Here is a 25,497-nt window from a genome sequence, read left to right as displayed (position 1 = left end):
GGTGTCGACGCAGGTGTTGACCACATTTAACCAAGCCTAATGAAGGCTTACCGAAATGGCCCCGCCACCCTATCTTCGCAGTCCCATGGATTCGCACGATCGGCAGGCAGAATGACGGACGAAAAGGGCATCGCGCTGGTCACCGGCGGCGCGCGGCGAATCGGGCGCGCCATCGTCGAGGACCTCGCGAAAAGCGGCTTCGCCGTCGCCATCCATTGCCGGAGTTCGGTCGACGTGGCCGAGGCGCTGGCCGAGGATGTCCGCAAACAGGGCGGCCGCGCCGCCGTGGTCACCGCGGACCTCGCCGATCTCGACGCCGCGCGCGCCTTGCCGGCCAAGGCTGCCGCAGCGCTCGGACCGTTGACGCTGCTCGTCAACAATGCCTCGATCTTCGAGGCGGACGGCATCGGCTCGCTCGAGCCGGAGCGCTTCCAGCGCCAGATGGCGGTCAACCTTGCCGCGCCGGTCTTCCTCGCCGACGCCTTCGCCGCCCAGATTCCGGCCGACCGGGACGGGCTGGTCGTCAACATGATCGACCAGCGCGCCTGGAAGACGACGCCGCACTTCGTTTCCTATCAGCTGTCGAAATCCGGCCTGCTGACCGCGACCCGGACTCTGGCCCAGGCGCTGGCGCCGCGCATCCGCGTCAATGCCATCGGGCCGGGCCCCACCCTGCCCTCGCCACGCCAGGATCCGGCCGAATTCCGCAAGCAGGCGGAAGCCGTGCTGTTGCGTCACGGCCCGGACCTTTGCGAATTCGGTCGGACGATACGATATCTGTATGAAACACGCTCCATCACCGGCCAGATGATCGCGCTCGATGGCGGGCAGCATCTTGCATGGGAAACGCCGGACGTCGTAGGCATCAACGAGTGAACACCCTGCCTCCCCACGATATCGACAAGCCCGAGCCCGAGATCGAAGGCGATTCCGCTGCGGTCCCGGTCGCGCCGGAAGAAGCGCCATCGGCCGAGACCGCCTTCGAGGCGGGCGGCGAATTCCTGTCGCGTGGCCAGGGCGCGTCGGTGATTGCCGATTTCGTCACGCGCCTGCCCAATGCGCCAGGCGTTTACCGGATGTTCGACCAGAGCGGCAACGTTCTCTATGTCGGCAAGGCGCGGAACCTCAAGAAGCGCGTCACCAGCTACACGCGCATCGGCATGCAGTCGAACCGGATCATCCGCATGATCCAACAGACCGCAACGATGGAATTCGTCACGACGCGGACCGAGACCGAAGCGCTGCTGCTGGAAGCGAACCTGATCAAGCGCCTGCGCCCGCGCTACAATGTGCTGCTGCGCGACGACAAGTCGTTTCCCTATATCCTGATCACCGACCACGAAGCGCCGCAGCTGGTGAAGCATCGCGGCGCGCGCAGCCGTGGCGGAGAATATTATGGTCCCTTCGCCTCGGCCGGCGCGGTGGGCACGACGATGAACGCCATGCAGCGGGCGTTCCTGATCCGCACCTGCACGGATTCGGTCTATGAAAGCCGGACGCGGCCCTGCCTGCTGTTCCAGATCAAGCGCTGCTCGGCGCCCTGTACCGGCGAGATCGCGCTCGACGACTATGCCGAGCTCGTGCGTGAAGCCAAGGGCTTCCTGACCGGCAAGTCGTCCGTGATCAAAACCGACCTGGCCCGCGCCATGGAATCGGCCAGCGCCGATCTCGATTTCGAGCGCGCCGCCATCTATCGCGACCGCATCGCCGCGCTATCGCATGTCCAGTCGCACCAGGGCATCAACCCGCAATCGGTCGACGAGGCCGACGTGCTGGCGGTGCATCAGGAAGGCGGCCAGAACTGCGTGCAGGTATTCTTCTTCCGCACCGGCCAGAACTGGGGCAACCACGCCTTCTATCCCCGCGCCGACAAGAGCCTCGACGCGGCCGAAATCCTCGGCGCGTTCCTGGCGCAGTTCTACGAGGACAAGCCCGTGCCCTCGCTCATCCTTCTCAGCCATGAGGTCGAGGAAATGGACCTGATCGCCGCGGCGCTTTCCGAGCATGCCGGGCACAAGGTCGAGATCGCCGTGCCGAAGCGCGGCGAGAAGAAGGATCTGGTGGATCATGCGCTGCTGAACGCGCGCGAGGCGCTCGGCCGCAATCTGGCGGAAACGTCGAGCCAGGCGCGCCTTCTGGAAGGCGTCGCCGCCGCGTTCGGCCTCGAAAGCCCGCCGCGCCGGATCGAGGTCTACGACAACAGCCACATCATGGGCACCAATGCCGTCGGCGGCATGATTGTCGCCGGGCCGAACGGCTTCGTGAAGAACCAGTACCGCAAGTTCAACATCCGCTCGGAGGACATCACGCCGGGCGACGATTTCGGCATGATGCGCGAGGTGCTGACCCGGCGCTTCTCCCGCCTCGTCAAGGAGGCCGGCTCGCGCGAAGCGGCGCCACGCGACGAGGACGGGTTCGGCCCATGGCCGGACCTGGTGTTCATCGATGGCGGACAGGGCCAGTTGTCGGCGGCGAAATCGATCATCGACGAACTGGGACTGACCGACCAGGTGCCGTTGATCGGCATCGCCAAGGGACCGGACCGCGACGCGGGCCGGGAGAAATTCTTCGTGCCCGGTCGCGAGGCTTTCATGCTGCAGCCGCGCGACCCGGTGCTCTATTTCGTTCAACGGCTGCGCGACGAAGCCCACCGCTTCGCCATCGGCACGCATCGCGCCAAGCGCAAGGTCGCGCTCACCAAGAGCCCGCTGGACGAAATCGACGGCATTGGTCCGACGCGGAAGCGCGCCCTGCTGGCCCATTTTGGTACGGCCAAGGCCGTCGGCCGGGCGAGTGTGCCGGATCTGCTCGGCGTGCCCGGCATATCCGAACAGATGGCGCGCGCGATCTATGATTTCTTCCACGACAATGGCGACCGGTCCGGCTAGCTAGCGACGGTCTCGTCAGCCTGGCGAGACCGCATTCCGCCAGTAGCGCAACGTCACGGCGCCAAACCTGTCCGGGTCTTCCGCATTCAGCGCTTCGAGCGCCGCCAGGAAGGCCTGTGCTTCGCGCTGCAATCCCAATTGGGTCATGGCGCGGAGAATGCGGCTGATGCGCAGCAGATTGTGGTTGCCCGGCCTCGCCCAGTTCTGCGACCGGCGCGGAAAGTCGGGCGCCTGGATGATGTGTATGTCGCGATCTCCGGAAGTCTCGGCGAAGCCGTAAAAGGCGAGCAGGCGCAGGAAGGCCTTATGGAGGGACGCCCGAAGGTCGGGCCGCTGCCGGAAGGCTGCAATATCCGTCGCGGTGAGGATCGGCGCACCGGGATTGAACGCGCTCCGTTCGGTCAGCGGAAAGAGCCATTGGATATAATCATGGACCCGTTCCAACTGGTCGTCGTTCCAGTCGAGGATTTCCTGGATCCGCCGACCCCGGCTGTCGGTCGCCACACCGGCATGGAAGCGCACCAGGGCTGACTCCGTCATGCCGGGGGCTCCCGCCGGGCTTTCCGGCCATGGACCTCATCCATCGCCGTCGGCCGATCCTCGTTCGCCATATTTCATGCCTTCCAGCTTCAGCCCGTCAGGATCGAGGAAGAATACCGCGTAGTAATCCTCGTAATATTCGGCAGCGGGGTCGACGATGGGAATGCTCTCCCGCTTCAAAAAGGCCTCGAGGTCATCGACATCCTTCCGGCTTCGCAGTTCAAACGCGTAGTGATGAAAGCCGATATTGCCGATGCGGTGCGGATGCTTCTTGCCTTCCTCATCCGCCTCGCCGATCCAGAAGCGGGTCTTGCCATTGGTCCAGCCGATTGCGTCGCCATATTCGCCCAACACCTCGAAGCCGAGAAACGTGAAGAGCCGGTCATAGAACGCCTTCGATCGCTCGAAATCACTTACGCGAATGACGAGATGATCGATCCCGACAACTTTGGCCATGGCCTCCTCCCAGTCTCCCTTGCAGACAAGGACGCCCGCATGGAAAGCAACCCGGCAAAGGGTCGGATTGTTCCCGGCGGCCCATTCCTCCCCGTAGGCAGGGGTAGACGATACCTCTCATGCGCCCCAGGACACCGCCCTGAGCGGGCGCAAGGTCCCGCCGGCAGCCCCCCCCCCTCCCCGCCCAGCCCGCCCGCCATAGCAAAAGGCGAGGCACCGGCTGCCTCGCCCTTCCATGCCGACAGGATGCGCCTCTTCAGTCCAGCTTCGAGAGCAGCGGCAGAAGTTCGCCCAGATGCGGCACTTCGCGGAAACGCGGGGCGTCGACGGGGGCATCGACGTGTTCGAAGGACCAGGTCAGGTCATGAGGCACGTAGACGCCCCAGCTGCCGGCCTCGATCGCCGGGACGATATCGGACTTCAGCGAGTTGCCGACCATCATGCTGTTGGCGGGACCATCGGCATGGCGGGTGAAGATGCGCTGATAGGTGGCCGCATTTTTGTCGCTGACGATCTCGACGGCATGGAACAGTTCGCCGAGGCCGGACGCCGCCAGCTTGCGCTCCTGGTCGAACAGATCGCCCTTGGTGATCAGGATCAGGCGATACTGGCCGGAAAGCTGCTCCAGGGTCTCGCGCACATGTGGCAGCGTCTCGACCGGATGGACCAGCATGTCGCGGCCGGCGGCAAGGACTTCGCGGATCGCGGTCGCCGGAATGCGGCCATCGGTCAGCTCGATCGCGGTCTCGACCATGGAGAGGGTGAAACCCTTGATGCCAAAGCCATAGAGCTTCAGGTTGCGCCGCTCCGCCTCGTTCAGCCGACGCGCAATATCCTCCCGGTCGCCATGCTCGGCCAACAGGTCGAGAAAGCGCTGCTCCGTCAGCCGGTAGAACTGCTCGTTCTGCCAGAGCGTGTCATCGGCATCGAAGCCGATGGCGGTGAGCGAGGGGCTGGAAGGCATTGCATCTCCCGAAATTCAGCAGAGAAAAAAATAGCGGGCCGGCAGACATGCCGACCCGCTTTGTCGCTTCGGTTCAGCCTGGGTCGATCAGGCTTCCTGGATAGCAGAGAGCTTCCACTCGCCGCCAGACTGGCGTGCGAACGTCCAGAGCTCGGTCGTCTCCGTCAACTCGTCGGCATTGCCGGAGAGGATCGCGCCGGTCGCCCGGTCGCGCATGACATCCCGGCTCTCGTAGCGCATGGCGACAGTTGCGTAGTCCGTGCCATCCTCGCTCCAGGCCTCGGCCAGGTCGCCCTGCAGCAGCTTGACGTCCGTGACGTCATTACGCTGGCCGTTGGTCGCGTTCTGGCTCAGCTCCTCGGACAGGTAGGACATGATCTCCGGCGTCGTGCGCAAACGCAGCGCCGCATAGTCCTCGCGACCGAAAGCGCCCTGCACATCGTCGAGAAGCTGCTGGAAATCCTCGAGATCACCGCCCGTGATGCCGACTTCGTCATTCGCATTCATGGCATTGGCCGGCCGGGGAGCCGCCTTGGCGCCGGAGCCGAAGCCACCCAGGCCGCCAAAACCGCCGAGGCCGGCGCCCAGACCGCTGCGCGGAGCGGTGGACGCCGGCGCTTCACGCGACGGCGCGTCGACATTGGGCATGCCGCCCGCCATCCGGGGAGCCGGACCGGCAACGCCGGCTGCGGCGCCCGCCGGACGGTTGCGATTGGCCAGGAAGCGGAACAGGAACATGGCGCCGATCGCCAGCAGCGCGAACTGCAGCATGAAGCCGAACGCTCCCGCCATGCCGCCCAGGCCATTGCCCAGCAGCATGCCGATGAGGCCGCCCATCAACAGGCCGCCCAGCATCGAGCCGCCGAAACCGCCCAGGAAACCGGGACGCGATGCCTGCTGCGCGGCGGGGCGCGCGGCGTTCGTCGCCTGCCCCGGCTGCGTCATCGAACGCTGCACGGGCTGAGCGGCGTTGGGCGCCGTCTGCGTGGCAGCAGGAGCCTGGAAGGTGCGCGTGCCACGGCTGCCGAAGCTACCGCCCCGGCGGGCGTCCGCAACATCCACAACAGCGAAGCTCATCGCCGTGGCGATGCCAATCATCGCCAGAAAAGCCGGTGTGCGCTTGCCGAAAAACATATCTCGTCCCTTTTGTAAGATAGCGAGCCTTCTCGGGCCCTCGGTCAGCATGTAGGAACGATTCCAGCCTATGTTTAGAGGTGAGCCGCGTCATTCTTGCATTTTCGTCGCTTGCGACATCGTGTTATTGCCTCGCCGCATGACACATAAGGTTGCCGCCCTGTATCAATTCGCAGCACTTCCCGACTTCGAGGACCTGCGCGCGCCGTTGCTCGAACTCTGTGCGACGCACGGAATTCGCGGAACGCTGCTGCTGTCGCCCGAGGGAATCAACGGCACGATCGCCGGGCTGGACGACGGCATCGACGCCGTCATCGCCGAGATCACCACCGGCGCCCTGTTCGGCGGCCGGCTCGACAATCTCGAGCTGAAATTCTCCAGCGCGAGTGCCATGCCTTTCAAGCGGCTCAAGGTCCGGCTCAAGAAGGAAATCGTCACGCTGGCGCAGCCGCAGGTCGATCCGACGAAGCAGGTCGGCACCTATGTCGCGGCGGAGGACTGGAACGCGCTGATCTCGGATCCCGACGTGATCGTCGTCGATACGCGCAACCGCTTCGAAGTGAAGATGGGGACGTTCGAGCGCGCGCTCGATCCCGAAACGCGGAAATTCTCGCAGTTCCCGGATTTCGTCAGCCGTACGCTCGACCCCGAGAAGAACAAGAAGGTCGCCATGTTCTGCACGGGCGGCATCCGCTGCGAGAAGGCGAGCTCCTACCTGCTGTCGCAGGGCTTCGCCGAGGTGTTCCACCTCAAGGGCGGCATCCTCAAATATCTGGAAACCATCCCGCCGGAGCAGAGCCTCTGGCAGGGCGAGTGCTTCGTGTTCGACGAGCGGGTCGCGCTCGGCCATGGACTGGTCGAACGCGCGCCGGCCGACGAAGAGGGCGAAGGCGAGACGCCTTAGCCCTTTGTCGCAGCGTCGGCTCAGCCGGCGTCTTCGGTGTCGGCCGGGTCGCCGCGCAGATAGGCTTCGACGACGCCCTTGAGCTTGATCGTCAGCGGGTTGCCGAAACGATCGCGCGCCTTGCCGGCGGCGACGCGGACCCAGCCCTCGCTGATGCAATATTCCTCGACATTGTTCTTCTCGGTACCATTGAAGCGGATGCCGATGCCGCGCTCGAGCAGCGCCTCGTCATGGAAAGGGCTCTTTGGGTCGTTGGAAAGACGGTCGGGCAGCGTGTCGGTCATGATGAAGCCTTCAAATCGAGAAGCATTGGCCGGGAGACATAGCGGGGCGGCACGGTCCTGCCAACCCGCCTGAGCCGGGGCCTCACCGGCCCATGGCGGCCGCGACCGTCAACAGCACGAGATAGAGGCCGGTTCCCACCAGCATGAACATCACGGCGGCCGAGCCGAGGTCCTTGGCGCGGCGGGCAAATTCGGATTGCTCGGGCGAGATGCGATCGACGATTTCCTCGATTGCGGTATTCAGCGCCTCTACGGCGAGCGCTGCGAAGACCAGCACGAGATAAACGCCGATTTCGGCCAGCGATCGCCCGATCGCCACCACCCACACTAGGCCAACGATCCCGGCCGCCAGTTCCATGCGAGCGGCCCTCTCGCCGCGGAACAGATCGGCCACCCCGGCGCTCGACCAGCGCAGGGCGGAGAAGAAATGATCGATCCAGGCCCGCATGCTTGTTTCCGTCCCATCCGCGCCACAACCCGTGGCTAGTCTTCTTGAACTCTTCCGCAGTGGCGCAATTTTCCCGCGACACGATATCATGTACGCGATTCCCCGCGATTGCCTCTCCCCGCATCGCATCCGCGCCAAACTTGCCGACACGCCTTGGCAGGGCGGGGCGTGGGTGCAATATGAGGGAGAGGGTTCAGGATAGACATGAGCGAACTTCGCACCTTCGACGTCAGACGGCCGCAGCGGGCGCTTCTGCTCTCGCTTCCGAACATCCTGACTTATGGCCGCATTCTCGCGGTTCCCCTCGTCGTGTTCTGCGTCGTCGGCGGCAAGGATACCTGGCGCTGGACCGCTCTCGCGCTGTTCGTCCTCGCCAGCATCACCGACTATCTCGATGGCTATCTGGCGCGGATCTGGAAGCAGCAATCCTCGCTCGGGCGCATGCTCGATCCGATCGCCGACAAGCTTCTCGTCTCCGCCTGCCTTCTGGCCCTGGTGTTCGAACGCACCATCGACGGCCTGTCGCTCTGGGCCGCGCTCATCATCCTCTCGCGTGAAATTCTCGTCTCGGGGTTGCGCGAATATCTGGCGGAGCTGCGCGTCAGCGTGCCGGTCTCGCGCCTGGCCAAATGGAAGACGGCGCTGCAGATGGTGGCGATCGCCTTCCTGCTCGCCGGACCGGCCGGGAACGTCTATTTCGCCTATACGACGATGATCGGGCTTGTCCTGCTCTGGGCCTCGGCGATCGTCACGCTCTATACCGGCTACGACTATTTCCGCGCCGGGCTCAGCCATATCCTGGAGGAAGAGCCGTGAAACTGGTCTATTTCGCCTGGGTTCGGGAACGGATCGGCATGGCGGAGGAGACGGTGGAGCCGCCTCGCAACGTCGAGACGGTCCAGGACCTGCTCGGCTGGCTGCGGACGCGCGGCGACGCCTATGATTTTGCGCTCGGCGAATCCGCGACGATCCGGGTCGCGCTTGACCACGACCACGCCGATCACGACGCATCGCTCGCCGGTGTGCGCGAGGTCGCGCTCTTCCCCCCCATGACCGGAGGCTAGGCTCGCCATGGCCAATGTCCGCGTTGCGATCGTTGCCGAACCGCTCGACATCACGGCAGAGATCGAGAAGGTGACGGCGGGGCGCGGCGATATCGGCGCGGTCGTAACCTTCACCGGCCTCTGCCGCGACGAGGACGGAAGGCTCGAGGCTCTGGAACTCGAGCATTATCCGGGCATGGCGGAAAACGAGGTCCAGCGCATCGCCGAGCAGGCGGCCGGCCGCTGGGAAATCTCTGACATCACCGTCCTGCACCGGCACGGCACGGTCCGGCCGGGAGAGACCATCGTCCTGGTGGTGACGGCGTCGAAGCATCGGCACGCGGCGTTCGAATCGGCCGAATTCGTTATGGACTTCCTCAAGACCCACGCCCCCTTCTGGAAGAAGGAACACACGGCGGCGGGTGCGGTCTCCTGGGTCTCGGCCCGCCAGTCCGACGACGACGCCGAAGAGCGCTGGAACACCCCCGATTGAACCCTACTCTCTCGAATGGCCAGGGCGGCGCCTTTGCGCCGCATCAGGCATTGGCGGAAGCCCTCCTGCCGCACGCCACCTCCGGCGATGACGGTTCGCACGATATCGCGCATCTGCAACGGGTCTGGAGCAACGCCGCCGCCATCCTCGCGCAGGAAGGCGGCGATGCCGATATCGTCGCCGCCGCGACGTTGCTGCATGACTGCGTTTCCGTCGAGAAGAACGACCCGTTGCGCGCCCAGGCGTCGCGCCTGGCCGCCCACAAGGCGGAAGGCGTGCTGCGCGCGCTGCGTTGGGAGGATGCACGGATCGCCGCGGTCGCGCATGCGATCGAAGCCCACAGCTTTTCGGCCGGGATCGTCCCCGAGACGCTGGAGGCGAGGATCCTGCAGGATGCCGACCGGCTCGACGCGATCGGCATGGTCGGCGTGGCGCGCTGCTTCTATGTCGCCGGACGAATGGGCAGCGCGCTCTATGATCCCACGGATCCGGAAGCCGCCTTCCGTCCGCTCGACGACAAGCGCTTTGCCATCGACCATTTCGAGAACAAGCTGTTCAAGCTCGCCGCGGGGTTCCAGACTGCGGCCGGGACACGGCTCGCGAAATTGCGGCAGGCGCGCCTGCGCCGGTTTCTGGACGAATTTCTGGACGAGATCTGAGGCTGCCCCTTCTGCGAGGCGCGGGCCATAGAGAGGAAACGTTTCATGCTCACGATCTGGGGCCGCAACAATTCGACCAACGTCAAGAAGGTGCTGTGGTGCGCCGAGGAGATCGGCCTTCTCTATGAGTGGATCCCCGTCGGCGGCAGCTTTGGCGGGACCGGCGATGCCGCATATCGCGCCATGAACCCGACAGGGCTGGTGCCGACCATCCGCGACGGCGATTTCGTGTTGTGGGAATCGAACGCCATCGTGCGCTATCTGGCGAGCCGCTACGCCTCCGGCACGCTGGCGCCCGAGTCGCCGACCGAGCGAGCCGGGGCCGACCGCTGGATGGATTTCGCGTCGACCAGCCTCGCCGCCCCGTTTCGCGACGTGTTCTGGGGCCTCATCCGCACGCCGCCGGAGAAGCGCGACATGACGGCGATCCATTCCGGCCAGGAAAAATGCGCGTCGGTCTTCGCTATCGCCGACCGGGCGCTTTCGACGCAGCCCTGGTTCAGCGGCGCGTCGTTCGGGATGGGCGACATTCCGCTCGGCTGCTTCGCCTATGCCTGGTTCGAGATGCCGATCGAGCGGCCGGACCTGCCGCATCTCGCGGCCTGGTATTCCCGCCTCACCGAGCGCCAAGCGTTCCGCAAGACCGTGATGATCGGGCTGAGCTGAGTCAGCCCATGCGTCTTCTTTCACCTCTCCCTCAGGGAGGTGGAAATACCGACCTTCAAAAACAAAAATGGCCGGGACAAGCCCGGCCATTTTCAGATGTCTGCTGGTTCGGCGAATTAGCCGACGAGCTCGATGCCCGAGAACCAGTAAGCGATTTCCTGGGCAGCCGTCTCGGGAGCGTCCGAGCCGTGGACCGAGTTCTCGCCGATCGACAGGGCGAATTCCTTGCGGATCGTGCCGGCATCGGCATTGGCCGGGTTGGTCGCGCCCATGACTTCGCGGTTCTTCAGGATGGCGCCTTCGCCTTCCAGAACCTGAACGACGGTCGGGCCAGCGGTCATCGTCTCGACCAGCTCGCCGAAGAAGGGGCGATCCTTGTGGACGGCATAGAAGCCCTCGGCCTGCTGGCGGGACATCCAGACGCGCTTGGAAGCGACGACGCGCAGGCCGGCTTCTTCCAGCTTGGCGGTGATCTTGCCGGTCAGGTTGCGCTGGGTCGCGTCGGGCTTGATCATCGAGAAGGTGCGTTCGATCGCCATATCTTCAGTCCTGTCATATCGTTTGAAACGGGATAATTGGGTGGCGCTGTATAGCCTTGCCGCAGGGACCGGGCAAGGGCAGCGACGGGTTCGGCACCGCTGTCGTGACGCAAAAATGTCAGCCATACTGACCTGATAAACGCGACGTTTTCGCGACCGGGGAGAAGGACCAGGTCATGAAGCCGCATTTCGAGATGTTCGCCGCCTATAACCGCTGGGCCAACGAACGCCTGTATGACGCGGCGCGCACGCTGCCGCGCGAGGACTATCTCGCCGACCACGGCGCCTTCTTCGGCTCGCTCAACGCGACGCTCAACCATCTCCTCGTAACCGACCGGATCTGGATGCGGCGCTTCTCCGGCGACGGCCCCGTCCATGCCGCGCTCAACGAGGTGCTGACCGACGAACTCGACGAACTGGCGGCATTGCGGGCCAGCGAGGACGCGCGGCTGATCGCCTATGTCGACAGCCTCGACCCGGCCGCGATCGCGGGCCAGTTCACCTATCGTCCGATCACCAACCCGGTCGAGATCACCCAGCCGCTCGGCCCCGCCCTCGCCCATCTGTTCAATCACCAGACCCACCATCGCGGCCAGGCGACGGTGATCCTGACGCGGATCGCCGGACGGGATGCGTGCCCGAGCCTCGATCTGATCCTGTTTCAGCGCCAGTCGGGCATGGGCTTGCGCTGAACGGGCAAGGCGGGCCGACACAACCGTTCGGGCGAAATATATCGGAAGTGTGTGAAGGCGGTCGCTTGATTCAGCCGGGGGGGAGGCGCACGTTTTCAGAGCGTCTGTTTCTGTTCCTGCGAGTCTCCATGTTCCGGCCCCTGCTTCTTGCGTTCGCCCTCACCGTTTCCGCCGCGCATGCCGCGACGCCGAATGTGGACGTCGAGGCGCCACAGGGGCTGTCCGACTCGGAGATGGCGGAAGTGGTGGATTTCGTCGTCGGCAATGCCGTCTTCGCGCTCTACCATCAGGCCGGCCACATGATGATGGAGCGCCTCGGCGTCGACGCAGCGGGCGGCGAACAGACCGCGGACGACTTCGCCGTGATGACGCTGCTCGAGCCCCGGACCGGCGCCGGCGACCAGACCCTGGTCGACGCGGTCGACAGCTGGATGCTTTCGAACCACCTGACCGCCTCGGCCGGCGCGGACGCGATCGGCTTGCCGGACCGGCATTCGGTCGACGCCGACCGCGCCAATGCGATCGTCTGCAACATGGTCGGCTCGAACCCCAAGGATTTCGCCGATATCGCGGAGGCTGCCGCCCTGACGCCGGCGACCCGCGCCAATTGTTCGGCTTCCTACCAGCAGAAGCGCGCGCTCTGGTCCAATGCACTGAAGCCGGTGCAGCGCGAGCCAGGCGCGCCGCTTTCGGTCATTCCCGTCGTCTACGAGCCGCCGACCGGCAACGAAGTCGCGGAACTGACGATCCTGCACGACAACAAGGTTCTGGAGGAAGTCGCGACCCGCCTCGCCAACGACTTCACCCTGGCGAAGCCGCCGACGCTGCGCGCCAAGAGCTGCGGCGCCGTCACCTCCAGCTATGACCCCGGCCGCAACGAGATCGTGCTGTGCTACGAGCTGTCGAGCTACCATGCCGAGCTGATCGTGCGCGACATTCAGGGCCGCTGAGCCTTTGCCGGCGACATCTTCGCGCGCCGCGCTTGCTTCCGGCGGCTAGGCACGGCACATAGCCGGCCATGCTGCACGTCAATGAAGTCACCTATCGCATCGCCGGCCGTACGCTCCTCGAGGGGGCGACCATTGCCCTGCCCGACGGGGTCAAGGCCGGCTTCGTCGGCCGCAACGGCACCGGCAAGACGACCCTGTTCAAGCTGGTCACCGGCGAGATCGCGCCGGAGAGCGGCTCGATCGGCCTGCCGCGTGGCGTCCGCATCGGCCAGGTGGCTCAGGAAGCGCCGGGCACCGAGCAATCGCTAATCGACTTCGTGCTGGCCGCCGATACCGAGCGCGCGGCGCTGCTGGCCGAGGCCGAGCATGCGAGCGACCCGCACCGTATCGCCGAGATCCAGATCCGCCTTTCCGATATCGGCGCGCATGCCGCCGAAGCGCGTGCCGGCACCATCCTGTCCGGCCTCGGCTTCGATGCGGAAGCCCAGCTTCGCCCCTGCTCCGCCTTTTCCGGCGGCTGGCGGATGCGCGTGGCGCTCGCCGCCGTGCTGTTCGCGGAGCCGGACCTGCTGCTGCTCGACGAGCCCACCAACTATCTCGATCTCGAAGGCACGATGTGGCTGGAGAACTATGTCGCGCGCTATCCGCACACGGTCTTCCTGATCAGCCATGATCGCGACCTGCTGAACCGCGCCGTCGACATGATCGTCCATCTCGATCAGGGCAAGCTGACGATCTATCGCGGCGGCTATGACAGCTTCGACCGCCAGCGTCGCGAGAAGCAGGCGCTGCAGCTGAAGCTCAAGAAGAAGCAGGACGACCAGCGCAAGCACCTGCAGGCCTTCGTCGACCGTTTCAAGGCCAAGGCGTCGAAGGCGCGCCAGGCGCAGTCGCGCATGAAGGCGCTTGAGCGGATGCAGCCGATCGCCGGCATCGTCGACAGCGACGTGACGCCGTTCCACTTCCCGCCGCCGGCCAAGATCCTTGCTCCGCCGATCATCGCGCTCGACAACGCCTCGGTCGGCTACGAGGAAGGCAAGCCGATCCTGCGCAAGCTGGACCTGCGCATCGACGTCGAGGATCGCATCGGCCTGCTGGGCGCCAACGGCAACGGCAAGTCGACCTTCGCCAAGCTGCTCGCCGGCCGCCTGCCCAATCTCACAGGCGCGATGCGGCGGGCGGAAAAGCTCGATATCGCCTTCTTTGCCCAGCACCAGCTCGACGATCTGCGCCCGGCCGAAACCGCCGTGCAGCACATCCGCATGCTGATGCCGGACGCGACCGAGGCCCAGGTGCGTTCCCGCGTTGGCTCCATGGGCTTCCCGACCGCCAAGATGGATACGCCGGCGCGCGAGCTTTCCGGCGGCGAGCGGGCACGCCTGCTGCTCGGCATCGCGACGTTCCGCGGCGCCAACCTGCTCATCCTCGACGAGCCGACCAACCATCTCGACATCGACAGCCGCGAGGCGCTCGTGCAGGCGCTGAACGACTATCCTGGCGCGGTGATCCTGATCAGCCATGACCGCCATCTCATCGAGGCGTCCGTCGACCGGCTTCTGCTGGTCGCCGATGGCACGGTGTCGAATTTCGACGGCGACATGGACGATTATCGCAAGCTGATCGTGAAGGGACCGGATACCTCGTCGGCCAAGAGCGACGGTGACGCGTCCAAGAACACGGCCCAAGATCGCCGCCGCGAGTCGGCCGCCAAGCGTTCCGAGCTCGCCCCGCTGCGGAAAAAGATCAAGGAAACCGAATCCTTGATGGAAAAGCTTCAGAAAGAGATTCAGAAGCTCGACACCGCGCTGGCCGACGTGAACCTCTACGCCAAGGACCCGGCCAAGGCGACGACGCTGGCCAAGCAGCGCGCCGACGCGGTCAAAGCGCTCGGCGAGCGGGAAGAGAGCTGGCTGGAAATGTCGGCGGAGTATGAGGCGGCAGCCGAGGCGGTCTGAGCTTTCTCGGAAGAGTGGCAACGCAGCGGGACCGCACCATCATCCTGAGGTGCCCGGCTTTGCCGGGCCTCGAAGGAGGGTCCAGTGGTCTCCCGTGTCCGTCCGCCTTGTCCTGCCGGCAGGCGATTGATCTCGCGTCCAGAGGCGATCTCTGGAACCTCCTTCGAGGCTTCGCTGCGCAAAGCACCTCAGGATGACGGACTTTGGGTACTAATGTTACTGTCCTCGGCGTAGCGCTGGACGCCCTCGGCGATCACGCCTTTTTCTGCCAGCGGCCCTGCTCGGATTGCTGCCAGTAGGTCGCGTCATGGCCCTCGGCCTTGACGCGCTTCCAGGACGCGCGCGCCGCGTCCAGCGCATCGGGGTCGTTGCCGTCGAACATCAGCACCACCCGGACATAGCCCGAGAGGTCGCCCGCTGAGGCGCCTGCGACGAGGAAGCGGACATTGGCGCCGTTCGGATTGCCCGGCTCCGGCGTGATCAGAACCGGATGCTGCGCCGCGTCGGGATCGCGCCAGAGGCCATGCGGCAGGAAGCTGTCCTCGCCATAGGTCCAAAGCAGCGCATCCAGCGACTCGCAGCGTTCGACCGAACCCGCCTCGACGACAACGCGCCAGCCGCGCTCCAGCGATTTCTCCAGCAGTCCCGGCAGGAGCGTTTCGAGCGGCTGCTGCTGCAGATGGTAGAACAGGACTTCGGTCATCGTGCCTTCTCAAAAAGGCCGGCCGCCCCGAGGCGCTCGGAGCGGCCGGCCCTGACCTTCTAGCAGATCAGCCTTCGTAATTGTCGGCCACGAAGCGGTCGAGGATGCGCACGCCCCAGCCCGAAGCCCAGGAGCGGTTGATCTCGCTCTGGGGCGAACCCATGGCCGTTCCGGCGATGTCGAGATGGGCCCAGGCGACGCCATCGTCGATAAAGCGCTGGATGAACTGCGCCGCCGTGATCGAGCCGGCATGACGGCCGCCCGTGTTCTTGATGTCAGCGAACTTCGATTCGATCAGCTTGTCATAGGCAGCGCCGAGCGGCAGGCGCCAGACCTTCTCGCCCGTCACCTCGCCGGCCCTGGACAGGGCTGCCGCCAACGCGTCGTCATTGGCGAACAGGCCGGCATGGTCGCTGCCGAGCGCGACGAGAACGGCGCCGGTCAGCGTCGCCAGGTCGATGATCACCTTCGGCTCATAGGTCTTCTGCGCGTACCAGAGCGCGTCGGCGAGCACGAGCCGGCCTTCGGCATCGGTGTTGATGATCTCGATCGTCACGCCGGACGCGGCCTCGACGATGTCGCCGGGGCGCTGCGCATTGCCGTCCGGCATGTTTTCGACGAGGCCGATGATGCCGACAACATTCGCCTTGGCCTTACGCGAGGCCAGCGCATGCATCAGGCCGACCACGGCGGCGGCGCCGCCCATGTCGCCCTTCATGTCTTCCATGCCGCCGGCCGGCTTGATCGAGATGCCGCCGGTATCGAAGACGACGCCCTTGCCGACGAAGGCGATCGGCTTGTCCTTGGACTTGTTGCCGTTCCAGTGCATGGCGACCAGGCGCGGCGGGCGCACCGAGCCCTGCGCGACGCCGAGCAGCGCCCGCATGCCGAGCTTCTTCATCTGCTTTTCGGTCAGGGTCTCGATGGTGACGCCCAGCGCCTCCAGCGCCGCCGCCTTTTCCGCGAACTCGACCGGTCCCAGCACGTTGGCCGGCTCGTTGACCAGTTCGCGCGCCAGGATGGCGCCCTCCGCGATGGCCGAACGCGCGACCCAGGCCTTCTTTGCCTTGCTCGCTTCGCCGCCAACGATATCCAGCTTCACATGCGCCTTGAACGCCTTGCCGCTGTCGCCGTCCTTCCCTTCCTTGTCGTTCTTGCCGCTCTTGTAGCGGTCGAACGAATAGGCCCGCAGCACCGCGCCCATGCCGATCTCGGCCAGTTGCTCGCCGGAGACCAGCGTTCCGTCCGGCCGCTCGGCCAGCAGGGTTGCCTGCTCGCCCTTGCGCAGAGCGCCCTGGATCGTGCCGCCGAGGCGCGACCAGTCGCCTTCCACAAGTTCTTCCGCCTTGCCGAGGCCGACGACGATCAGCCGGTCGAAGCGAAGGCCGGCTGGCGCGAGCAGGTCGAGCGTGCCGAGCGTCTTGCCCTTGTAATCTGCCGTCCCTGCGGCCTTTCGAAACAGATCGGCGAATCCCAATCCACTCGTCTCCGGGCCGAAATTCAGCGTCTCGTCGGTCAAGACGACCAGCGTTCCGCTCTCGGCCGAGACAGATTTGTGGAACGAAACGGCAGGGTTTTGGCTCATTTTTAGGTCTCGCAGGGCAAGGACGGCAGGCGCCGGACGGCGCTGTCAGGGACAGGGGGTGCGTGGGTAAAGCCACACCCAGAGGATGATCAATCTGTCCACCGGCTGCGTCTCTGGCAAGTGGCGCGGGTTCCAGCTAGACGTTTACGCTTCATTAAGAATGTTCTTTCGCGTTTGATTCACCCAATTGGTTCACCCATGGACGGTCGGACGTCGGATTGATGAGGAGATAGACCGAGATATCGCGCAGCCCCGGCGGGGGCTGTCATCGTTTGGCGTTCAGAGTTCGAGGATTGACGAAACCAAGATGAAGCTCATCGAGCGCTACATCTTCAAACGAATGTTCGCGGCGTTCCTGCTGAGCCTTTGCGGCTTGTCGGGCACCGTCTGGCTGAGCCAGGCCCTGCGCGAACTCGACCTGATCACCAGCAAGGGCCAGAACTTCGTCACCTTCTTCCGCGTGTCGAGCCTGATCTTCCCGGGCCTTCTCCTGATCGTCTGTCCCGTGGCCCTGCTGATCGGCGCGATCTACACCTTCAACCAGCTCAATGCCGATTCAGAGCTCGTCGTCATCAACGCCAGCGGCGCGTCGCAGACGCGGCTGCTGAAGCCGGCGCTGTCGATGGGGCTGATCACGGCGATCATCGTCGGCTCGATGTCGCTCTATCTGGTGCCGCTGTCGCTGCAGGCCTTCCGCGGCCTGCTCACCGGCATCAATGCCGACCTGATCACCAGCTTCGTGCGCGAAGGCCAGTTCATGGAACTTGGCAACCGGTTGGTCTTCCATGTGAAGGACCGCAAGCCGGACGGCACGCTGGAGGGCATCTTCATCCAGGACGGCCGCCAGCCCGACCAGACCTCGGTCTACATCGCCAATCGCGGCGCCGTGCTGAAGAACCCGCTCGGCACCTTCCTGATCATGCAGAACGGTACGATCCAGCAGAAGTCCGAGACCAACAATTCGATGTCGATCATCGAATTCGAATCCTACGCCTTCGATCTCTCGACCTTCGGCAGCCGCACCAGCCTGCCCGACTACACGGCGTCCGAACGCAGCACGCTCTATCTGCTGTCGCCGAACCCCAACGACCCGGAATACCAGAAGCGCCCCGGCGCCTTCCTGTCCGAGCTGCATGACCGCCTTTCGGCGCCGCTCTACGCGCTCTTCTTCGCCATCCTTCCCGTCGCCGCGCTCGGTCAGGCCCAGACCACCCGGCAGGGCCGCAGCCTGGTAGTTCTCGGCACGATCGCCATCGCCACCGGCGTACGCATCGGCGGCTTGATCCTCGCCAGCCTTGCCGCCAACGATTCGCGGCTGATCCCGGCGCTCTATGCGCTGCCGCTCGGTTTCATCGTGCTGTCGCTGATCGCGGTCTACAGCTCGTTCCGCTTCTCCGCCTCCGACAGCATCGCCTCGATGGCCACGGAGTTCGTGCAACGAATCGCCAATCGGTTCAGGATTGGTCCACGCCCATCGGCAGGGGGCCGGACCTAAGCCATGTTCCGCAGTCCGACGCTCAGTCTCTATTTCGCCAAGCGCTTCGCCAAGACGGCGTTGATCATCTTCATCGTCGTCTTCGTCCTAATGGCGTTCATCGACTATCTCGAACTCGCCCGCCGCGCCGCGCGCCGCGAAGGGTTCGATGCATTCCTCTACCTGATGGTGTCGCTGGCCCGCGTGCCAAACGTCATCGAAAGGGCCCTGCCCTTCACCATCCTGTTCGCTGCGATCGCCGCCTTCGTGATGGCCAATCGACAGCTCGAACTGGTGGTCGCGCGCGCCTCTGGCGTCTCTGCCTGGCAGTTCCTGCTGCCGGCCGGCCTGGTTGCGGTGATGATCGGCGTGTTCGCGACCACGATCTTCAACCCGGTCTCGACCGAGCTGAAGCAGCGCTCGATCCTGCTCGCCAACGAGCTGGCGCAAAACCGGATGAAGCTGGAGGCGAAGTCGGCCCCACCGGCGGCGCCAGCCCCCGCTCCGGCCCCGTCCATGCCCGAAGATGTGGGCTCGACACCCGAATCATCGTCCGACTGGACGATCTGGATGCGGCAGACGGGGCGCGAGGGCTCGTCGATCATCGGCGCCAAGCAGAGCCTGAATCGCGGCCTTTCGCTCGTCGACGCGTCGGCCTTCGTGTTCAAGACCGACGGCTCGCTGGACCATCGAATCGATGCATCCACAGCTGATTTCGAGGACGGCGACTGGGTGTTCCGCAACGCCACCGTGACCCGTCCGGGCACCCGTCCCGCGCCGCAGCCCGAGGTGCGGTTGCCCACCGATCTCAACGCCGATCAGGTCAGCCAAAGGCTGGCGGACCCTGAGACAGTCTCGTTCTGGTCCTTGCCAGAACTCATTGAAATTTCAAAGAAATCAGCAGTCCCGAGTGATGCGTACGAAATGCAGTTCCAGTCGCTGCTGGCCCAGCCGCTGCTCTTCCTCGCCATGGTTTTCGTGGCGGCCACGGTGTCGCTCCGGTTCTCCCGTTCCAGGGATCTGGGGCAAGTGATTTTGACTGGTGTCGCTGTGGGCTTCGTGCTTTATGTTGTCACGGAATTGGCGAGGGGATTGGGGAGGAGCGGCGTCGTGTCACCGATGATTGCCGCTTGGACTCCAGCCATCGTCGCCACCTTGTTAAGTGTCACAGTGCTTCTGCATCGGGAGGACGGATGATGGTCGTTTCCGTTCCTCTCCAGAGGCGCGGCGCGGTGTCTCGCGCTGTTCGTGGCTTGGGTGCCCTGCTCGTCGCGGCAACGCTTGGCCTTGGCCTTGCGCTGACGGCACCGGTCGACAACGCTTACGCGCAGTCCGCACCCGGCACGCTTGGCTTCGGCGCCGACAACCTGCCGCGTCCCGCCAAGGACGCGCAGATGGTGCTGGAGTCCGACCAGTTGGTCTATGACTACGACAAGGCCGCCGTCGCGGCCGTCGGCAAGGTCAAGATCTACTATGACGGCTACACGCTGGAAGCCGACCGCGTCACCTACGACCAGAAGAACAAGAAGATGCGCGCCGAAGGGCGCGTGAAGATCGTCGACAGGACCGGCGCGGTCATCACCGCCGAAACCATCGACATCACCGACGACTTCGCCACCGGCTTCGTCAATGCGCTCCGGCTCGATACGCCGACGCAGACGCATTTCGCGGCCGAGAAGGCGCTGCGCGACCAGGGCAAGACCACCACCTTCTATCGCGGCGTCTACACCGCCTGCGAACCCTGCCGCGAACGCCCCGAAAAGGCGCCGATCTGGCAGGTGAAAGCCGCCCGGATCATCGTCGATCACAACGAGCACATGGTCTATTTCAAGCGCGCCTCGCTTGAATTCCTCGGCATGCCGATTGCCTATTTCCCGGCTTTTTCGGCGCCCGATCCGACGATCAAGCGCAAGAGCGGCTTCCTGTTCCCGTCCGCGGGCTATAAAAAGACCCTCGGCGCCTTCATCCAGACGCCCTATTTCTGGGCGCTGGCTCCGAACTACGACCTGACGCTGGCCCCGGCCGTGTACACCAACCAGGGCTTCCTGGCGGACGTCGAATGGCGGCACCGGCTGGAATATGGCCAGTACTCGCTGCGCATGGCCGGCATCAACCAGCTCAACCCCGATGATTTCTACGACGAGGGAACCCGCAATTCCGGCGTCAAGGATTTCCGCGGCGGCGTGAAGACCGAGGGTGAGTTCTATCTCAACCGCTACTGGACCGTGGGCTGGGACGCGACGCTGCTCAGCGACCGCACGTTCAGCCGCGACTACAGCCTGCTGTCGACCAACACCGACATCAACGTCTCGAACGTCCACCTGACCGGCATCAGCGAGCGCAATTATTTCGATGCGCGGATGCTGTATTTCCAGGTTCTGACGAACGACGAGGACATCAAGTACGACCAAGGCCGGCAGGCGATCGTCCACCCGGTGATCGACCACAGCTACCTGTTTGACAACTCGGTTCTCGGTGGCCAGCTGTCGATCAAGTCGAACCTGACCAGCCTGTCGCGCGACGAAACCGACATCGTCAACAATGACGGTAACGGCATCACCGTCGCCGAGGGCGTGCTCAACGGCCAGCTCCAGGACGACGCGCACATTCTCGGCCTCTCGGGCAACTACAATCGCCTGAGCTCCCAGGTGACGTGGCAGCGCAGCATGATCGGCCCGCTGGGCATGGTCTTCAAGCCGTTCGGCTACCTGCGCGGCGACGGCTACTATCTCAACCAGGACCAGATCATCGCCGGCCTGAATGACGACGGAAGCTATTTCCGCGGCATGCCGGCAGTCGGCGTGGAATGGCGTTGGCCGATCATGGCCGCCGGCCTTTCCTCCAGCTTCCTGTTCGAGCCGGTCGCCCAGATGATCGTTCGCCCGAACGAGCCGATGGCAGGCCAGCTGCCGAATGAAGACGCGCAGAGCCTGGTGTTCGACGATTCCAGCCTGTTCGACTGGGACAAGTTCTCTGGCTATGACCGCATCGAAGGCGGTACCCGCGTCAATGTCGGCTTCCGCTATCTCGCCAGCATCGGCCAACTCGCCACCATTCAGGGTGTCGTCGGCCAGTCCTACCAGGTCGCGGGCGAAAACTCCTTCGCGGTTCAGGACCTGACCGCGACCGGCGCCGTCTCCGGCCTCGAGACGGATGTCTCCGACTTCGTCGCCGGCGTCACGCTCGATACCGGTTATGGCTACTTCCTGACGGCGCGGGGCCGCTTCGACAACGAGAACCTGGACGTCAACCGCGCCGAGCTGACGGCAACCGGCAAGTTCGGCGACCTCACAGCCTCCGCCTCCTACCTGTTCCTGCGCGAGCAGCCCGCGATCGGCAACGACTCACGAACCGACACGATCAGCGGCAAGGCCTCCTGGCAGATGACCGACACGTGGCGCGTGTTCGGCTCGGTCGCCTGGGACATCGAGGGCGACCAGTTGGCATCCAGCGGCATCGGCATCGCCTATGACGACGAGTGCACGACCTTCTCGATCGCCTACAGCGAGATCCGTCAGGACTACACCGATCTGCAGACTTCCAAGCAGCTGATGGTGCGCCTGGAACTGCGGACTCTGGGCGGTACGAAGCTGCATAGCGACGTCGGATCGCTGACGAGCAACAACACCAGCAATTGATCTTCATGGTTTCGCCGGATTTGCAGGGTCTATCCAGTCGAAATGAACGCCTCCCGTGGCGGCAGGGCGAGTCGGCACGCCAGCACGCCGGCGGCACGCCGCAGCTGACAGGATTCGGATATTGGCCATGCGTAATCGAATGAAATTCCTTCTTCTGCCGGCTCTCGCCATTGCTATGGGCCTGGGCTCGGTCAGCCTGCCCGCAACGGCTTCGGCGCAATCCGCCGTGCGTGCCACCGTCAACGACCAGCCGATCACCTCCTACGACGTCGGCCAGCGCATCAAGCTGATGAAGCTTTTCCGCCAGCCGAGCGGCGACAAGGCCGTTCTCAACGAGATGATCGACGAGGTGCTGCTGGCCCAGGTCGCGACGCGACGCGGCATGAGCGTGCCGGACTCGATGGTTGAAGAGCGCTTCAACGGCATCGCCAAGCAGGTCAAGCTGCCCCCGGCCCAGTTCGCCAAGGCGCTTGCCTCGCAGGGCGTGCAGGCCGAGACGCTGCGCAAGTTCCTGCGCGCGCAGATCACCGGCGCCATGGTCGTGAAAGCCAAGGCCCGCAGCATCAAGGTCAGCGAAGCTGACGTGCAGGCGCAGATCGAGAAGGAAGGCATCCAGACCGAGACGGCGACGATCCGCGAGTTCAAGCTGCAGCAGATCGTCTTCGTCGTGCCCAAGGGCTCCTCGCCGGGCTATGTCGGCCAGCGCCAGCGCGAGGCCGAGGCCTTCCGCAAGCGCTTCAGCGGCTGCGACAACAGCCTGGCCCAGGCCAAGGCGATGAAGGGCGTCGTCGTGCTCAACATGGGCCGCCGCGACACCACGCAGATCCAAGGCCCGGCCGGCGATGCGCTCAAGTCGGCTCCCGTCGGCGGCACGTTGAAGCCGGACGTCACGGAACGCGGCGTCGAGGTGATCGCTGTCTGCGAAGCCAAGGATATCCGCAGCTCGGCCGGCGTGCGCGCCGAGATCGAGGAAAAGCTGACCGCAGAGCAGAGCAAGAATGTCGGCAAGGATTTCGTTGCCGAGCTCCGCAAGGACGCCAAGATCAATTACAAATAGGCGTATCCCGCGCGGCTGCCGCGCCCTTCAAGTGAGACGATATGGTTGAATCCGCCTCGTTCCGGCCGCTTGCTCTCACCATGGGAGAACCGGCCGGCATCGGACCAGACGTCACCCTGGCCGTCTGGCGGGAACGACGCGAACGTCGCCTGCCGCCCTTCTACGTGCTGGCCGACCCAGAGGCACTTCGGGGTCGCGCCGCGCTGATGGGTCTCGATATCCCGATCGAGACCATGACGGCCGACGAGGCCGTCGACGCCTTCGACCGCGTTTTGCCGGTGGTGGCGCTGGAATCCCCGGCGGTTGCCGCTCCGGGCGTTCCCGAACGCAGCGCGGCGCGCGGCGTGATCGAGGCGATCGCGCGCGCCGTTGGCGATGTGCGCGCCGGACTGGCCTCGGCGCTCGTCACCAATCCGATCAACAAGAAGGCCCTGTTTGACGCGGGCTTCCAGCATCCGGGCCATACCGAGTTCCTGGGCATGCTGTCGGCCGCCTGGAGCGGGTCGCCCGCCCATCCGGTCATGATGCTGGCGGGACCGGGACTGCGCGCCGTGCCCGCGACGATCCACGTTCCGATCTCGGTCGTACCGCGAATGATCACCGAGGAAATGCTGATCCGCACCGGCCGTACCATCGACCACGACATGCGCCGCCGCTTCGGCATTCCGGCGCCCCGCATCGCGGTTGCCGGCCTCAATCCGCATGCCGGTGAGGGCGGCGTGATGGGCACCGAGGACGACGCGGTGATCCGCCCGGCCGTGGCGGCGCTTCGCGCCGAGGGCATCAACGCCATCGGCCCGCTCGCGCCCGACACCATGTTCCATGCCGATGCGCGCGCCCGCTATGACGTGGCGCTCTGCATGTATCATGACCAGGCGCTGATCCCGACCAAGACCATCGCCTTCGCCGAAACGGTGAACGTCACGCTGGGCCTGCCCTTCGTGCGCACCTCGCCGGATCACGGCACGGCGTTCGATATCGCCGGCACCGGCAAGGCTGATATTTCGAGCCTCGCGGCGGCCCTGCGCCTGGCCGACGAACTGGCACGCCACGAGGCGGAATACCGCCAGCACGAGCACGTCGCAGGCGTCGCTTCGTGACGCTGGCGCAGGACGGCCTCCCTCCCCTTCGCGACGTGATCGCCACGCATGGCCTGCAGGCCATGAAGCAACTCGGCCAGAATTTTCTGCTCGATCTGAACCTGACGGGCCGAATCGCGCGCGCCGCCGGCCCGCTGGCCGGCGTGACGGTGATCGAGGTGGGGCCGGGACCTGGCGGGCTGACGCGCGCTTTGCTCGCGGAAGGCGCGGAGAAGGTCATCGCCATCGAGCGCGACCGCCGCTGCCTCGATGCGCTCGCCGAAATCGCCGCGCATTATCCCGGCCGCCTCGAGGTGATCGAAGGCGACGCGATGCAGGTCGACATGTCGAAGCTGGCGACGGGCCGCGTGCGGATCGCCGCCAACCTGCCCTACAATATCGGCACGCCGCTGCTGCTCGGCTGGCTGCAAAGTGAGCCGTGGCCGCCCTTCTACGAGAAGATGACGCTGATGTTCCAGCGCGAGGTCGCGGAACGGATCGTCGCCACGCCGGAGGACGACGCCTATGGTCGCCTCGGCGTGATCTGCGGCTGGCGCAGCGAGGCGCGCATCCTGTTCGACATTTCGCCCAAGGCGTTCACGCCGCCGCCCAAGGTGGTGTCGTCGGTCGTCGAAGTCGTGCCGCGCCAGACGCCCCTGGAATGCAGCCGGGCGAAGCTGGAGCGCGTCACGGCCGCCGCCTTCGGCCAGCGCCGCAAGATGCTACGCCAGAGCCTGAAGAGCCTCGGCACCGATCCGCTGCCGCTGCTGGCGGCCGCCGGCATCGTCGAGACGGCCCGCGCCGAAGAAATCGACGTCGCCGGCTTCGTCCGCCTCGCCAACGCACTGCCCTGAGAAGCCTGCGACCGCTCCTGCCCCGGCGCACGAGCGGCCGGACCGCGTTTGACCTACGGCCCGAGCCTGGCTTGTACCCTTAGTCCTTGGTCTCGCAGGTCGTGGCTTTGCCGGCGATGGTCAGCGTCGCGCCATTGCCCTTGATCCAGAACTCGATGTCGTCCTTCGTGTAGCGTCCGCCATCCGCGGAGACTGCCTGCGGCAGGGTCACGGCCTTGCCATCGGCGAGCGTCAGGTCGACGAAGCCATCCGGCTGGTCCGGCGAGCTGAAGCGGGCCGTCACCTTCGTGCCGTCGGCGCAATGATAGGCGAAGGTCTTGGCCGGCGCGCTGGCAGCGGCCTCGGCGGCGGCGGGCTCGACGGTCGCTGCATCGGCCGGCATCAGGTCGGCCGCATGCGCGTGGGTCGCGAGCGTCCCGGCAGCGAAGGCAAGGGCAAGAGCGAGGCACGGGCGAAGGGGATTCATGGTCGGCTCCAGATGATCATCGGGCG

The 25,497-nt window shown here is 65.1% G+C and carries 27 protein-coding genes; 17 read left to right on the top strand and 10 right to left on the bottom strand.

The window, feature by feature from the left end; translation table 11 throughout:
- Nucleotides 1-111: 111 nt before the first annotated feature.
- Nucleotides 112-876, top strand: a complete 765-nt coding sequence (locus ACHMWQ_RS12105) for an SDR family oxidoreductase (protein ID WP_396307653.1) — start codon at nucleotides 112-114, stop codon at nucleotides 874-876.
- Nucleotides 840-2,888 (top strand): excinuclease ABC subunit UvrC, encoded by a 2,049-nt coding sequence (gene uvrC / locus ACHMWQ_RS12100; protein WP_396307652.1) that lies wholly within the window; start codon nucleotides 840-842, stop codon nucleotides 2,886-2,888. Before ACHMWQ_RS12105 ends, uvrC begins: the two co-directional genes overlap by 37 nt.
- A 15-nt stretch (nucleotides 2,889-2,903) precedes the next feature.
- Here the strand turns inward: uvrC and ACHMWQ_RS12095 are convergent, their stop codons facing one another.
- The 4 genes from ACHMWQ_RS12095 to ACHMWQ_RS12080 form a co-directional block, all read right to left on the bottom strand.
- Nucleotides 2,904-3,428 carry an opioid growth factor receptor-related protein gene (locus tag ACHMWQ_RS12095; protein WP_396307651.1) on the bottom strand — a complete coding sequence of 175 codons (525 nt, stop codon included), beginning with the start codon at nucleotides 3,426-3,428 and terminating at the stop codon, nucleotides 2,904-2,906.
- A 36-nt stretch (nucleotides 3,429-3,464) separates the two neighbouring features.
- Nucleotides 3,465-3,884, bottom strand: coding sequence for a VOC family protein (locus ACHMWQ_RS12090; RefSeq protein ID WP_396307650.1), 420 nt, complete (start codon nucleotides 3,882-3,884; stop codon nucleotides 3,465-3,467).
- 256 nt (nucleotides 3,885-4,140) lie between these two features.
- Entirely contained in the window at nucleotides 4,141-4,848 is a 708-nt protein-coding gene (locus ACHMWQ_RS12085) for an HAD family hydrolase (RefSeq protein WP_396307649.1), read from the bottom strand.
- Nucleotides 4,849-4,935: 87 nt separating this feature from the next.
- On the bottom strand, nucleotides 4,936-5,982 hold the full coding sequence (locus ACHMWQ_RS12080; protein WP_396307648.1) for a Tim44 domain-containing protein: 1,047 nt from the start codon (nucleotides 5,980-5,982) through the stop codon (nucleotides 4,936-4,938).
- Between the two features lie 139 nt (nucleotides 5,983-6,121).
- Between ACHMWQ_RS12080 and ACHMWQ_RS12075 the strand changes: the two genes are divergently transcribed.
- Complete coding sequence (locus ACHMWQ_RS12075) at nucleotides 6,122-6,886, top strand: rhodanese-related sulfurtransferase (RefSeq protein WP_396307647.1); 765 nt, start codon at nucleotides 6,122-6,124, stop codon at nucleotides 6,884-6,886.
- Between the two features lie 20 nt (nucleotides 6,887-6,906).
- Here the strand turns inward: ACHMWQ_RS12075 and ACHMWQ_RS12070 are convergent, their stop codons facing one another.
- Nucleotides 6,907-7,170, bottom strand: coding sequence for a DUF3297 family protein (locus ACHMWQ_RS12070; protein ID WP_354548326.1), 264 nt, complete (start codon nucleotides 7,168-7,170; stop codon nucleotides 6,907-6,909).
- Between the two features lie 82 nt (nucleotides 7,171-7,252).
- Nucleotides 7,253-7,618 carry a diacylglycerol kinase gene (locus tag ACHMWQ_RS12065; RefSeq protein WP_396307646.1) on the bottom strand — a complete coding sequence of 122 codons (366 nt, stop codon included), beginning with the start codon at nucleotides 7,616-7,618 and terminating at the stop codon, nucleotides 7,253-7,255.
- A gap of 204 nt (nucleotides 7,619-7,822) precedes the next feature.
- On the opposite strand from ACHMWQ_RS12065, the gene pgsA reads away from it, so the two are divergent.
- The 5 genes from pgsA to ACHMWQ_RS12040 are packed head-to-tail and all read left to right on the top strand — an operon-like array spanning nucleotide 7,823 to nucleotide 10,479.
- Nucleotides 7,823-8,434, top strand: a complete 612-nt coding sequence (pgsA, locus tag ACHMWQ_RS12060; protein WP_354548324.1) for a CDP-diacylglycerol--glycerol-3-phosphate 3-phosphatidyltransferase — start codon at nucleotides 7,823-7,825, stop codon at nucleotides 8,432-8,434.
- Nucleotides 8,431-8,682: a molybdopterin converting factor subunit 1 gene (gene moaD, locus ACHMWQ_RS12055; RefSeq protein WP_354548322.1), complete on the top strand. Its 252-nt coding sequence runs from the start codon at nucleotides 8,431-8,433 to the stop codon at nucleotides 8,680-8,682. Before pgsA ends, moaD begins: the two co-directional genes overlap by 4 nt.
- 7 nt (nucleotides 8,683-8,689) lie before the next feature.
- The gene (locus ACHMWQ_RS12050; RefSeq protein WP_396307645.1) at nucleotides 8,690-9,154 is read left to right on the top strand and encodes a molybdenum cofactor biosynthesis protein MoaE; all 465 of its coding nucleotides are present in this window, start codon (nucleotides 8,690-8,692) and stop codon (nucleotides 9,152-9,154) included.
- Complete coding sequence (locus ACHMWQ_RS12045; protein ID WP_396307644.1) at nucleotides 9,151-9,813, top strand: HD domain-containing protein; 663 nt, start codon at nucleotides 9,151-9,153, stop codon at nucleotides 9,811-9,813. The genes ACHMWQ_RS12050 and ACHMWQ_RS12045 overlap by 4 nt, the downstream gene beginning before the upstream one ends.
- A gap of 45 nt (nucleotides 9,814-9,858) precedes the next feature.
- Nucleotides 9,859-10,479, top strand: coding sequence for a glutathione S-transferase family protein (locus ACHMWQ_RS12040; RefSeq protein ID WP_396307643.1), 621 nt, complete (start codon nucleotides 9,859-9,861; stop codon nucleotides 10,477-10,479).
- A 116-nt stretch (nucleotides 10,480-10,595) separates the two neighbouring features.
- On the opposite strand, the gene ndk is transcribed toward ACHMWQ_RS12040, so the two are convergent.
- Nucleotides 10,596-11,018: a nucleoside-diphosphate kinase gene (gene ndk, locus ACHMWQ_RS12035; protein WP_266332209.1), complete on the bottom strand. Its 423-nt coding sequence runs from the start codon at nucleotides 11,016-11,018 to the stop codon at nucleotides 10,596-10,598.
- A 176-nt stretch (nucleotides 11,019-11,194) separates the two neighbouring features.
- Here ndk and ACHMWQ_RS12030 point away from each other — a divergent pair, with 176 nt between their 5' ends.
- The 3 genes from ACHMWQ_RS12030 to ACHMWQ_RS12020 all read left to right on the top strand — a co-directional run bounded on the left by ACHMWQ_RS12030 (nucleotide 11,195) and on the right by ACHMWQ_RS12020 (nucleotide 14,615).
- Entirely contained in the window at nucleotides 11,195-11,710 is a 516-nt protein-coding gene (locus ACHMWQ_RS12030; protein WP_396307642.1) for a DinB family protein, read from the top strand.
- Between the two features lie 128 nt (nucleotides 11,711-11,838).
- Complete coding sequence (locus ACHMWQ_RS12025; RefSeq protein ID WP_396307641.1) at nucleotides 11,839-12,660, top strand: DUF4344 domain-containing metallopeptidase; 822 nt, start codon at nucleotides 11,839-11,841, stop codon at nucleotides 12,658-12,660.
- A 68-nt stretch (nucleotides 12,661-12,728) separates the two neighbouring features.
- The gene (locus ACHMWQ_RS12020; protein WP_396307640.1) at nucleotides 12,729-14,615 is read left to right on the top strand and encodes an ATP-binding cassette domain-containing protein; all 1,887 of its coding nucleotides are present in this window, start codon (nucleotides 12,729-12,731) and stop codon (nucleotides 14,613-14,615) included.
- Between the two features lie 253 nt (nucleotides 14,616-14,868).
- Here the strand turns inward: ACHMWQ_RS12020 and ACHMWQ_RS12015 are convergent, their stop codons facing one another.
- Both ACHMWQ_RS12015 and ACHMWQ_RS12010 read right to left on the bottom strand, forming a co-directional pair.
- The gene (locus ACHMWQ_RS12015; protein ID WP_396307639.1) at nucleotides 14,869-15,318 is read right to left on the bottom strand and encodes a DNA polymerase III subunit chi; all 450 of its coding nucleotides are present in this window, start codon (nucleotides 15,316-15,318) and stop codon (nucleotides 14,869-14,871) included.
- Nucleotides 15,319-15,385: 67 nt separating this feature from the next.
- Complete coding sequence (locus ACHMWQ_RS12010; RefSeq protein ID WP_396307638.1) at nucleotides 15,386-16,903, bottom strand: leucyl aminopeptidase; 1,518 nt, start codon at nucleotides 16,901-16,903, stop codon at nucleotides 15,386-15,388.
- A gap of 307 nt (nucleotides 16,904-17,210) precedes the next feature.
- Between ACHMWQ_RS12010 and lptF the strand changes: the two genes are divergently transcribed.
- The 6 genes from lptF to rsmA all read left to right on the top strand — a co-directional run bounded on the left by lptF (nucleotide 17,211) and on the right by rsmA (nucleotide 25,005).
- Complete coding sequence (gene lptF, locus ACHMWQ_RS12005) at nucleotides 17,211-18,398, top strand: LPS export ABC transporter permease LptF (protein ID WP_354548306.1); 1,188 nt, start codon at nucleotides 17,211-17,213, stop codon at nucleotides 18,396-18,398.
- 3 nt (nucleotides 18,399-18,401) lie between these two features.
- Nucleotides 18,402-19,574: an LptF/LptG family permease gene (locus ACHMWQ_RS12000; RefSeq protein WP_396307637.1), complete on the top strand. Its 1,173-nt coding sequence runs from the start codon at nucleotides 18,402-18,404 to the stop codon at nucleotides 19,572-19,574.
- 35 nt (nucleotides 19,575-19,609) lie between these two features.
- Nucleotides 19,610-22,015: an LPS-assembly protein LptD gene (locus tag ACHMWQ_RS11995; protein WP_396307636.1), complete on the top strand. Its 2,406-nt coding sequence runs from the start codon at nucleotides 19,610-19,612 to the stop codon at nucleotides 22,013-22,015.
- 127 nt (nucleotides 22,016-22,142) lie between these two features.
- A complete protein-coding gene (locus tag ACHMWQ_RS11990) occupies nucleotides 22,143-23,072 on the top strand; it encodes a SurA N-terminal domain-containing protein (protein WP_396307635.1) in 930 nt (309 codons plus the stop codon).
- 41 nt (nucleotides 23,073-23,113) lie between these two features.
- Nucleotides 23,114-24,172 carry a 4-hydroxythreonine-4-phosphate dehydrogenase PdxA gene (gene pdxA / locus ACHMWQ_RS11985; RefSeq protein ID WP_396307634.1) on the top strand — a complete coding sequence of 353 codons (1,059 nt, stop codon included), beginning with the start codon at nucleotides 23,114-23,116 and terminating at the stop codon, nucleotides 24,170-24,172.
- A 62-nt stretch (nucleotides 24,173-24,234) separates the two neighbouring features.
- A complete protein-coding gene (gene rsmA, locus ACHMWQ_RS11980; RefSeq protein ID WP_396309434.1) occupies nucleotides 24,235-25,005 on the top strand; it encodes a 16S rRNA (adenine(1518)-N(6)/adenine(1519)-N(6))-dimethyltransferase RsmA in 771 nt (256 codons plus the stop codon).
- Nucleotides 25,006-25,084: 79 nt separating this feature from the next.
- Here the strand turns inward: rsmA and ACHMWQ_RS11975 are convergent, their stop codons facing one another.
- Nucleotides 25,085-25,471 (bottom strand): MliC family protein, encoded by a 387-nt coding sequence (locus tag ACHMWQ_RS11975; RefSeq protein ID WP_396307633.1) that lies wholly within the window; start codon nucleotides 25,469-25,471, stop codon nucleotides 25,085-25,087.
- Nucleotides 25,472-25,497 lie beyond the last annotated feature (26 nt).

It is taken from the genome of Kaistia sp. UC242_56 (assembly GCF_044452255.1).
In the GTDB taxonomy this organism is placed as follows: domain Bacteria; phylum Pseudomonadota; class Alphaproteobacteria; order Rhizobiales; family Kaistiaceae; genus Kaistia; species Kaistia defluvii_A.
This window is presented reverse-complemented; position numbering and strand designations above follow the sequence as displayed.

What these genes read in the sequence shown, in the direction of transcription:
- pgsA (WP_354548324.1), top strand. Translation starts at nt 7,823, where the DNA reads ATGAGCGAACTTCGCACCTTCGACGTCAGACGGCCGCAGCGGGCGCTT.
- ACHMWQ_RS12075 (WP_396307647.1), top strand. Translation starts at nt 6,122, where the DNA reads ATGACACATAAGGTTGCCGCCCTGTATCAATTCGCAGCACTTCCCGAC.
- lptF (WP_354548306.1), top strand. Translation starts at nt 17,211, where the DNA reads ATGAAGCTCATCGAGCGCTACATCTTCAAACGAATGTTCGCGGCGTTC.
- rsmA (WP_396309434.1), top strand. Translation starts at nt 24,235, where the DNA reads ATGAAGCAACTCGGCCAGAATTTTCTGCTCGATCTGAACCTGACGGGC.
- ACHMWQ_RS12020 (WP_396307640.1), top strand. Translation starts at nt 12,729, where the DNA reads ATGCTGCACGTCAATGAAGTCACCTATCGCATCGCCGGCCGTACGCTC.
- uvrC (WP_396307652.1), top strand. Translation starts at nt 840, where the DNA reads ATGGGAAACGCCGGACGTCGTAGGCATCAACGAGTGAACACCCTGCCT.
- ACHMWQ_RS12010 (WP_396307638.1), bottom strand. Translation starts at nt 16,903, where the DNA reads ATGAGCCAAAACCCTGCCGTTTCGTTCCACAAATCTGTCTCGGCCGAG.
- ACHMWQ_RS12080 (WP_396307648.1), bottom strand. Translation starts at nt 5,982, where the DNA reads ATGTTTTTCGGCAAGCGCACACCGGCTTTTCTGGCGATGATTGGCATC.
- pdxA (WP_396307634.1), top strand. Translation starts at nt 23,114, where the DNA reads ATGGTTGAATCCGCCTCGTTCCGGCCGCTTGCTCTCACCATGGGAGAA.
- ACHMWQ_RS12105 (WP_396307653.1), top strand. Translation starts at nt 112, where the DNA reads ATGACGGACGAAAAGGGCATCGCGCTGGTCACCGGCGGCGCGCGGCGA.
- ACHMWQ_RS12095 (WP_396307651.1), bottom strand. Translation starts at nt 3,428, where the DNA reads ATGACGGAGTCAGCCCTGGTGCGCTTCCATGCCGGTGTGGCGACCGAC.
- ACHMWQ_RS11975 (WP_396307633.1), bottom strand. Translation starts at nt 25,471, where the DNA reads ATGAATCCCCTTCGCCCGTGCCTCGCTCTTGCCCTTGCCTTCGCTGCC.
- ACHMWQ_RS12025 (WP_396307641.1), top strand. Translation starts at nt 11,839, where the DNA reads ATGTTCCGGCCCCTGCTTCTTGCGTTCGCCCTCACCGTTTCCGCCGCG.
- ACHMWQ_RS12090 (WP_396307650.1), bottom strand. Translation starts at nt 3,884, where the DNA reads ATGGCCAAAGTTGTCGGGATCGATCATCTCGTCATTCGCGTAAGTGAT.
- ACHMWQ_RS12000 (WP_396307637.1), top strand. Translation starts at nt 18,402, where the DNA reads ATGTTCCGCAGTCCGACGCTCAGTCTCTATTTCGCCAAGCGCTTCGCC.
- ndk (WP_266332209.1), bottom strand. Translation starts at nt 11,018, where the DNA reads ATGGCGATCGAACGCACCTTCTCGATGATCAAGCCCGACGCGACCCAG.
- ACHMWQ_RS12085 (WP_396307649.1), bottom strand. Translation starts at nt 4,848, where the DNA reads ATGCCTTCCAGCCCCTCGCTCACCGCCATCGGCTTCGATGCCGATGAC.
- ACHMWQ_RS12050 (WP_396307645.1), top strand. Translation starts at nt 8,690, where the DNA reads ATGGCCAATGTCCGCGTTGCGATCGTTGCCGAACCGCTCGACATCACG.
- ACHMWQ_RS12040 (WP_396307643.1), top strand. Translation starts at nt 9,859, where the DNA reads ATGCTCACGATCTGGGGCCGCAACAATTCGACCAACGTCAAGAAGGTG.
- ACHMWQ_RS12065 (WP_396307646.1), bottom strand. Translation starts at nt 7,618, where the DNA reads ATGCGGGCCTGGATCGATCATTTCTTCTCCGCCCTGCGCTGGTCGAGC.
- ACHMWQ_RS11990 (WP_396307635.1), top strand. Translation starts at nt 22,143, where the DNA reads ATGCGTAATCGAATGAAATTCCTTCTTCTGCCGGCTCTCGCCATTGCT.
- ACHMWQ_RS12015 (WP_396307639.1), bottom strand. Translation starts at nt 15,318, where the DNA reads ATGACCGAAGTCCTGTTCTACCATCTGCAGCAGCAGCCGCTCGAAACG.
- ACHMWQ_RS12070 (WP_354548326.1), bottom strand. Translation starts at nt 7,170, where the DNA reads ATGACCGACACGCTGCCCGACCGTCTTTCCAACGACCCAAAGAGCCCT.
- ACHMWQ_RS12030 (WP_396307642.1), top strand. Translation starts at nt 11,195, where the DNA reads ATGAAGCCGCATTTCGAGATGTTCGCCGCCTATAACCGCTGGGCCAAC.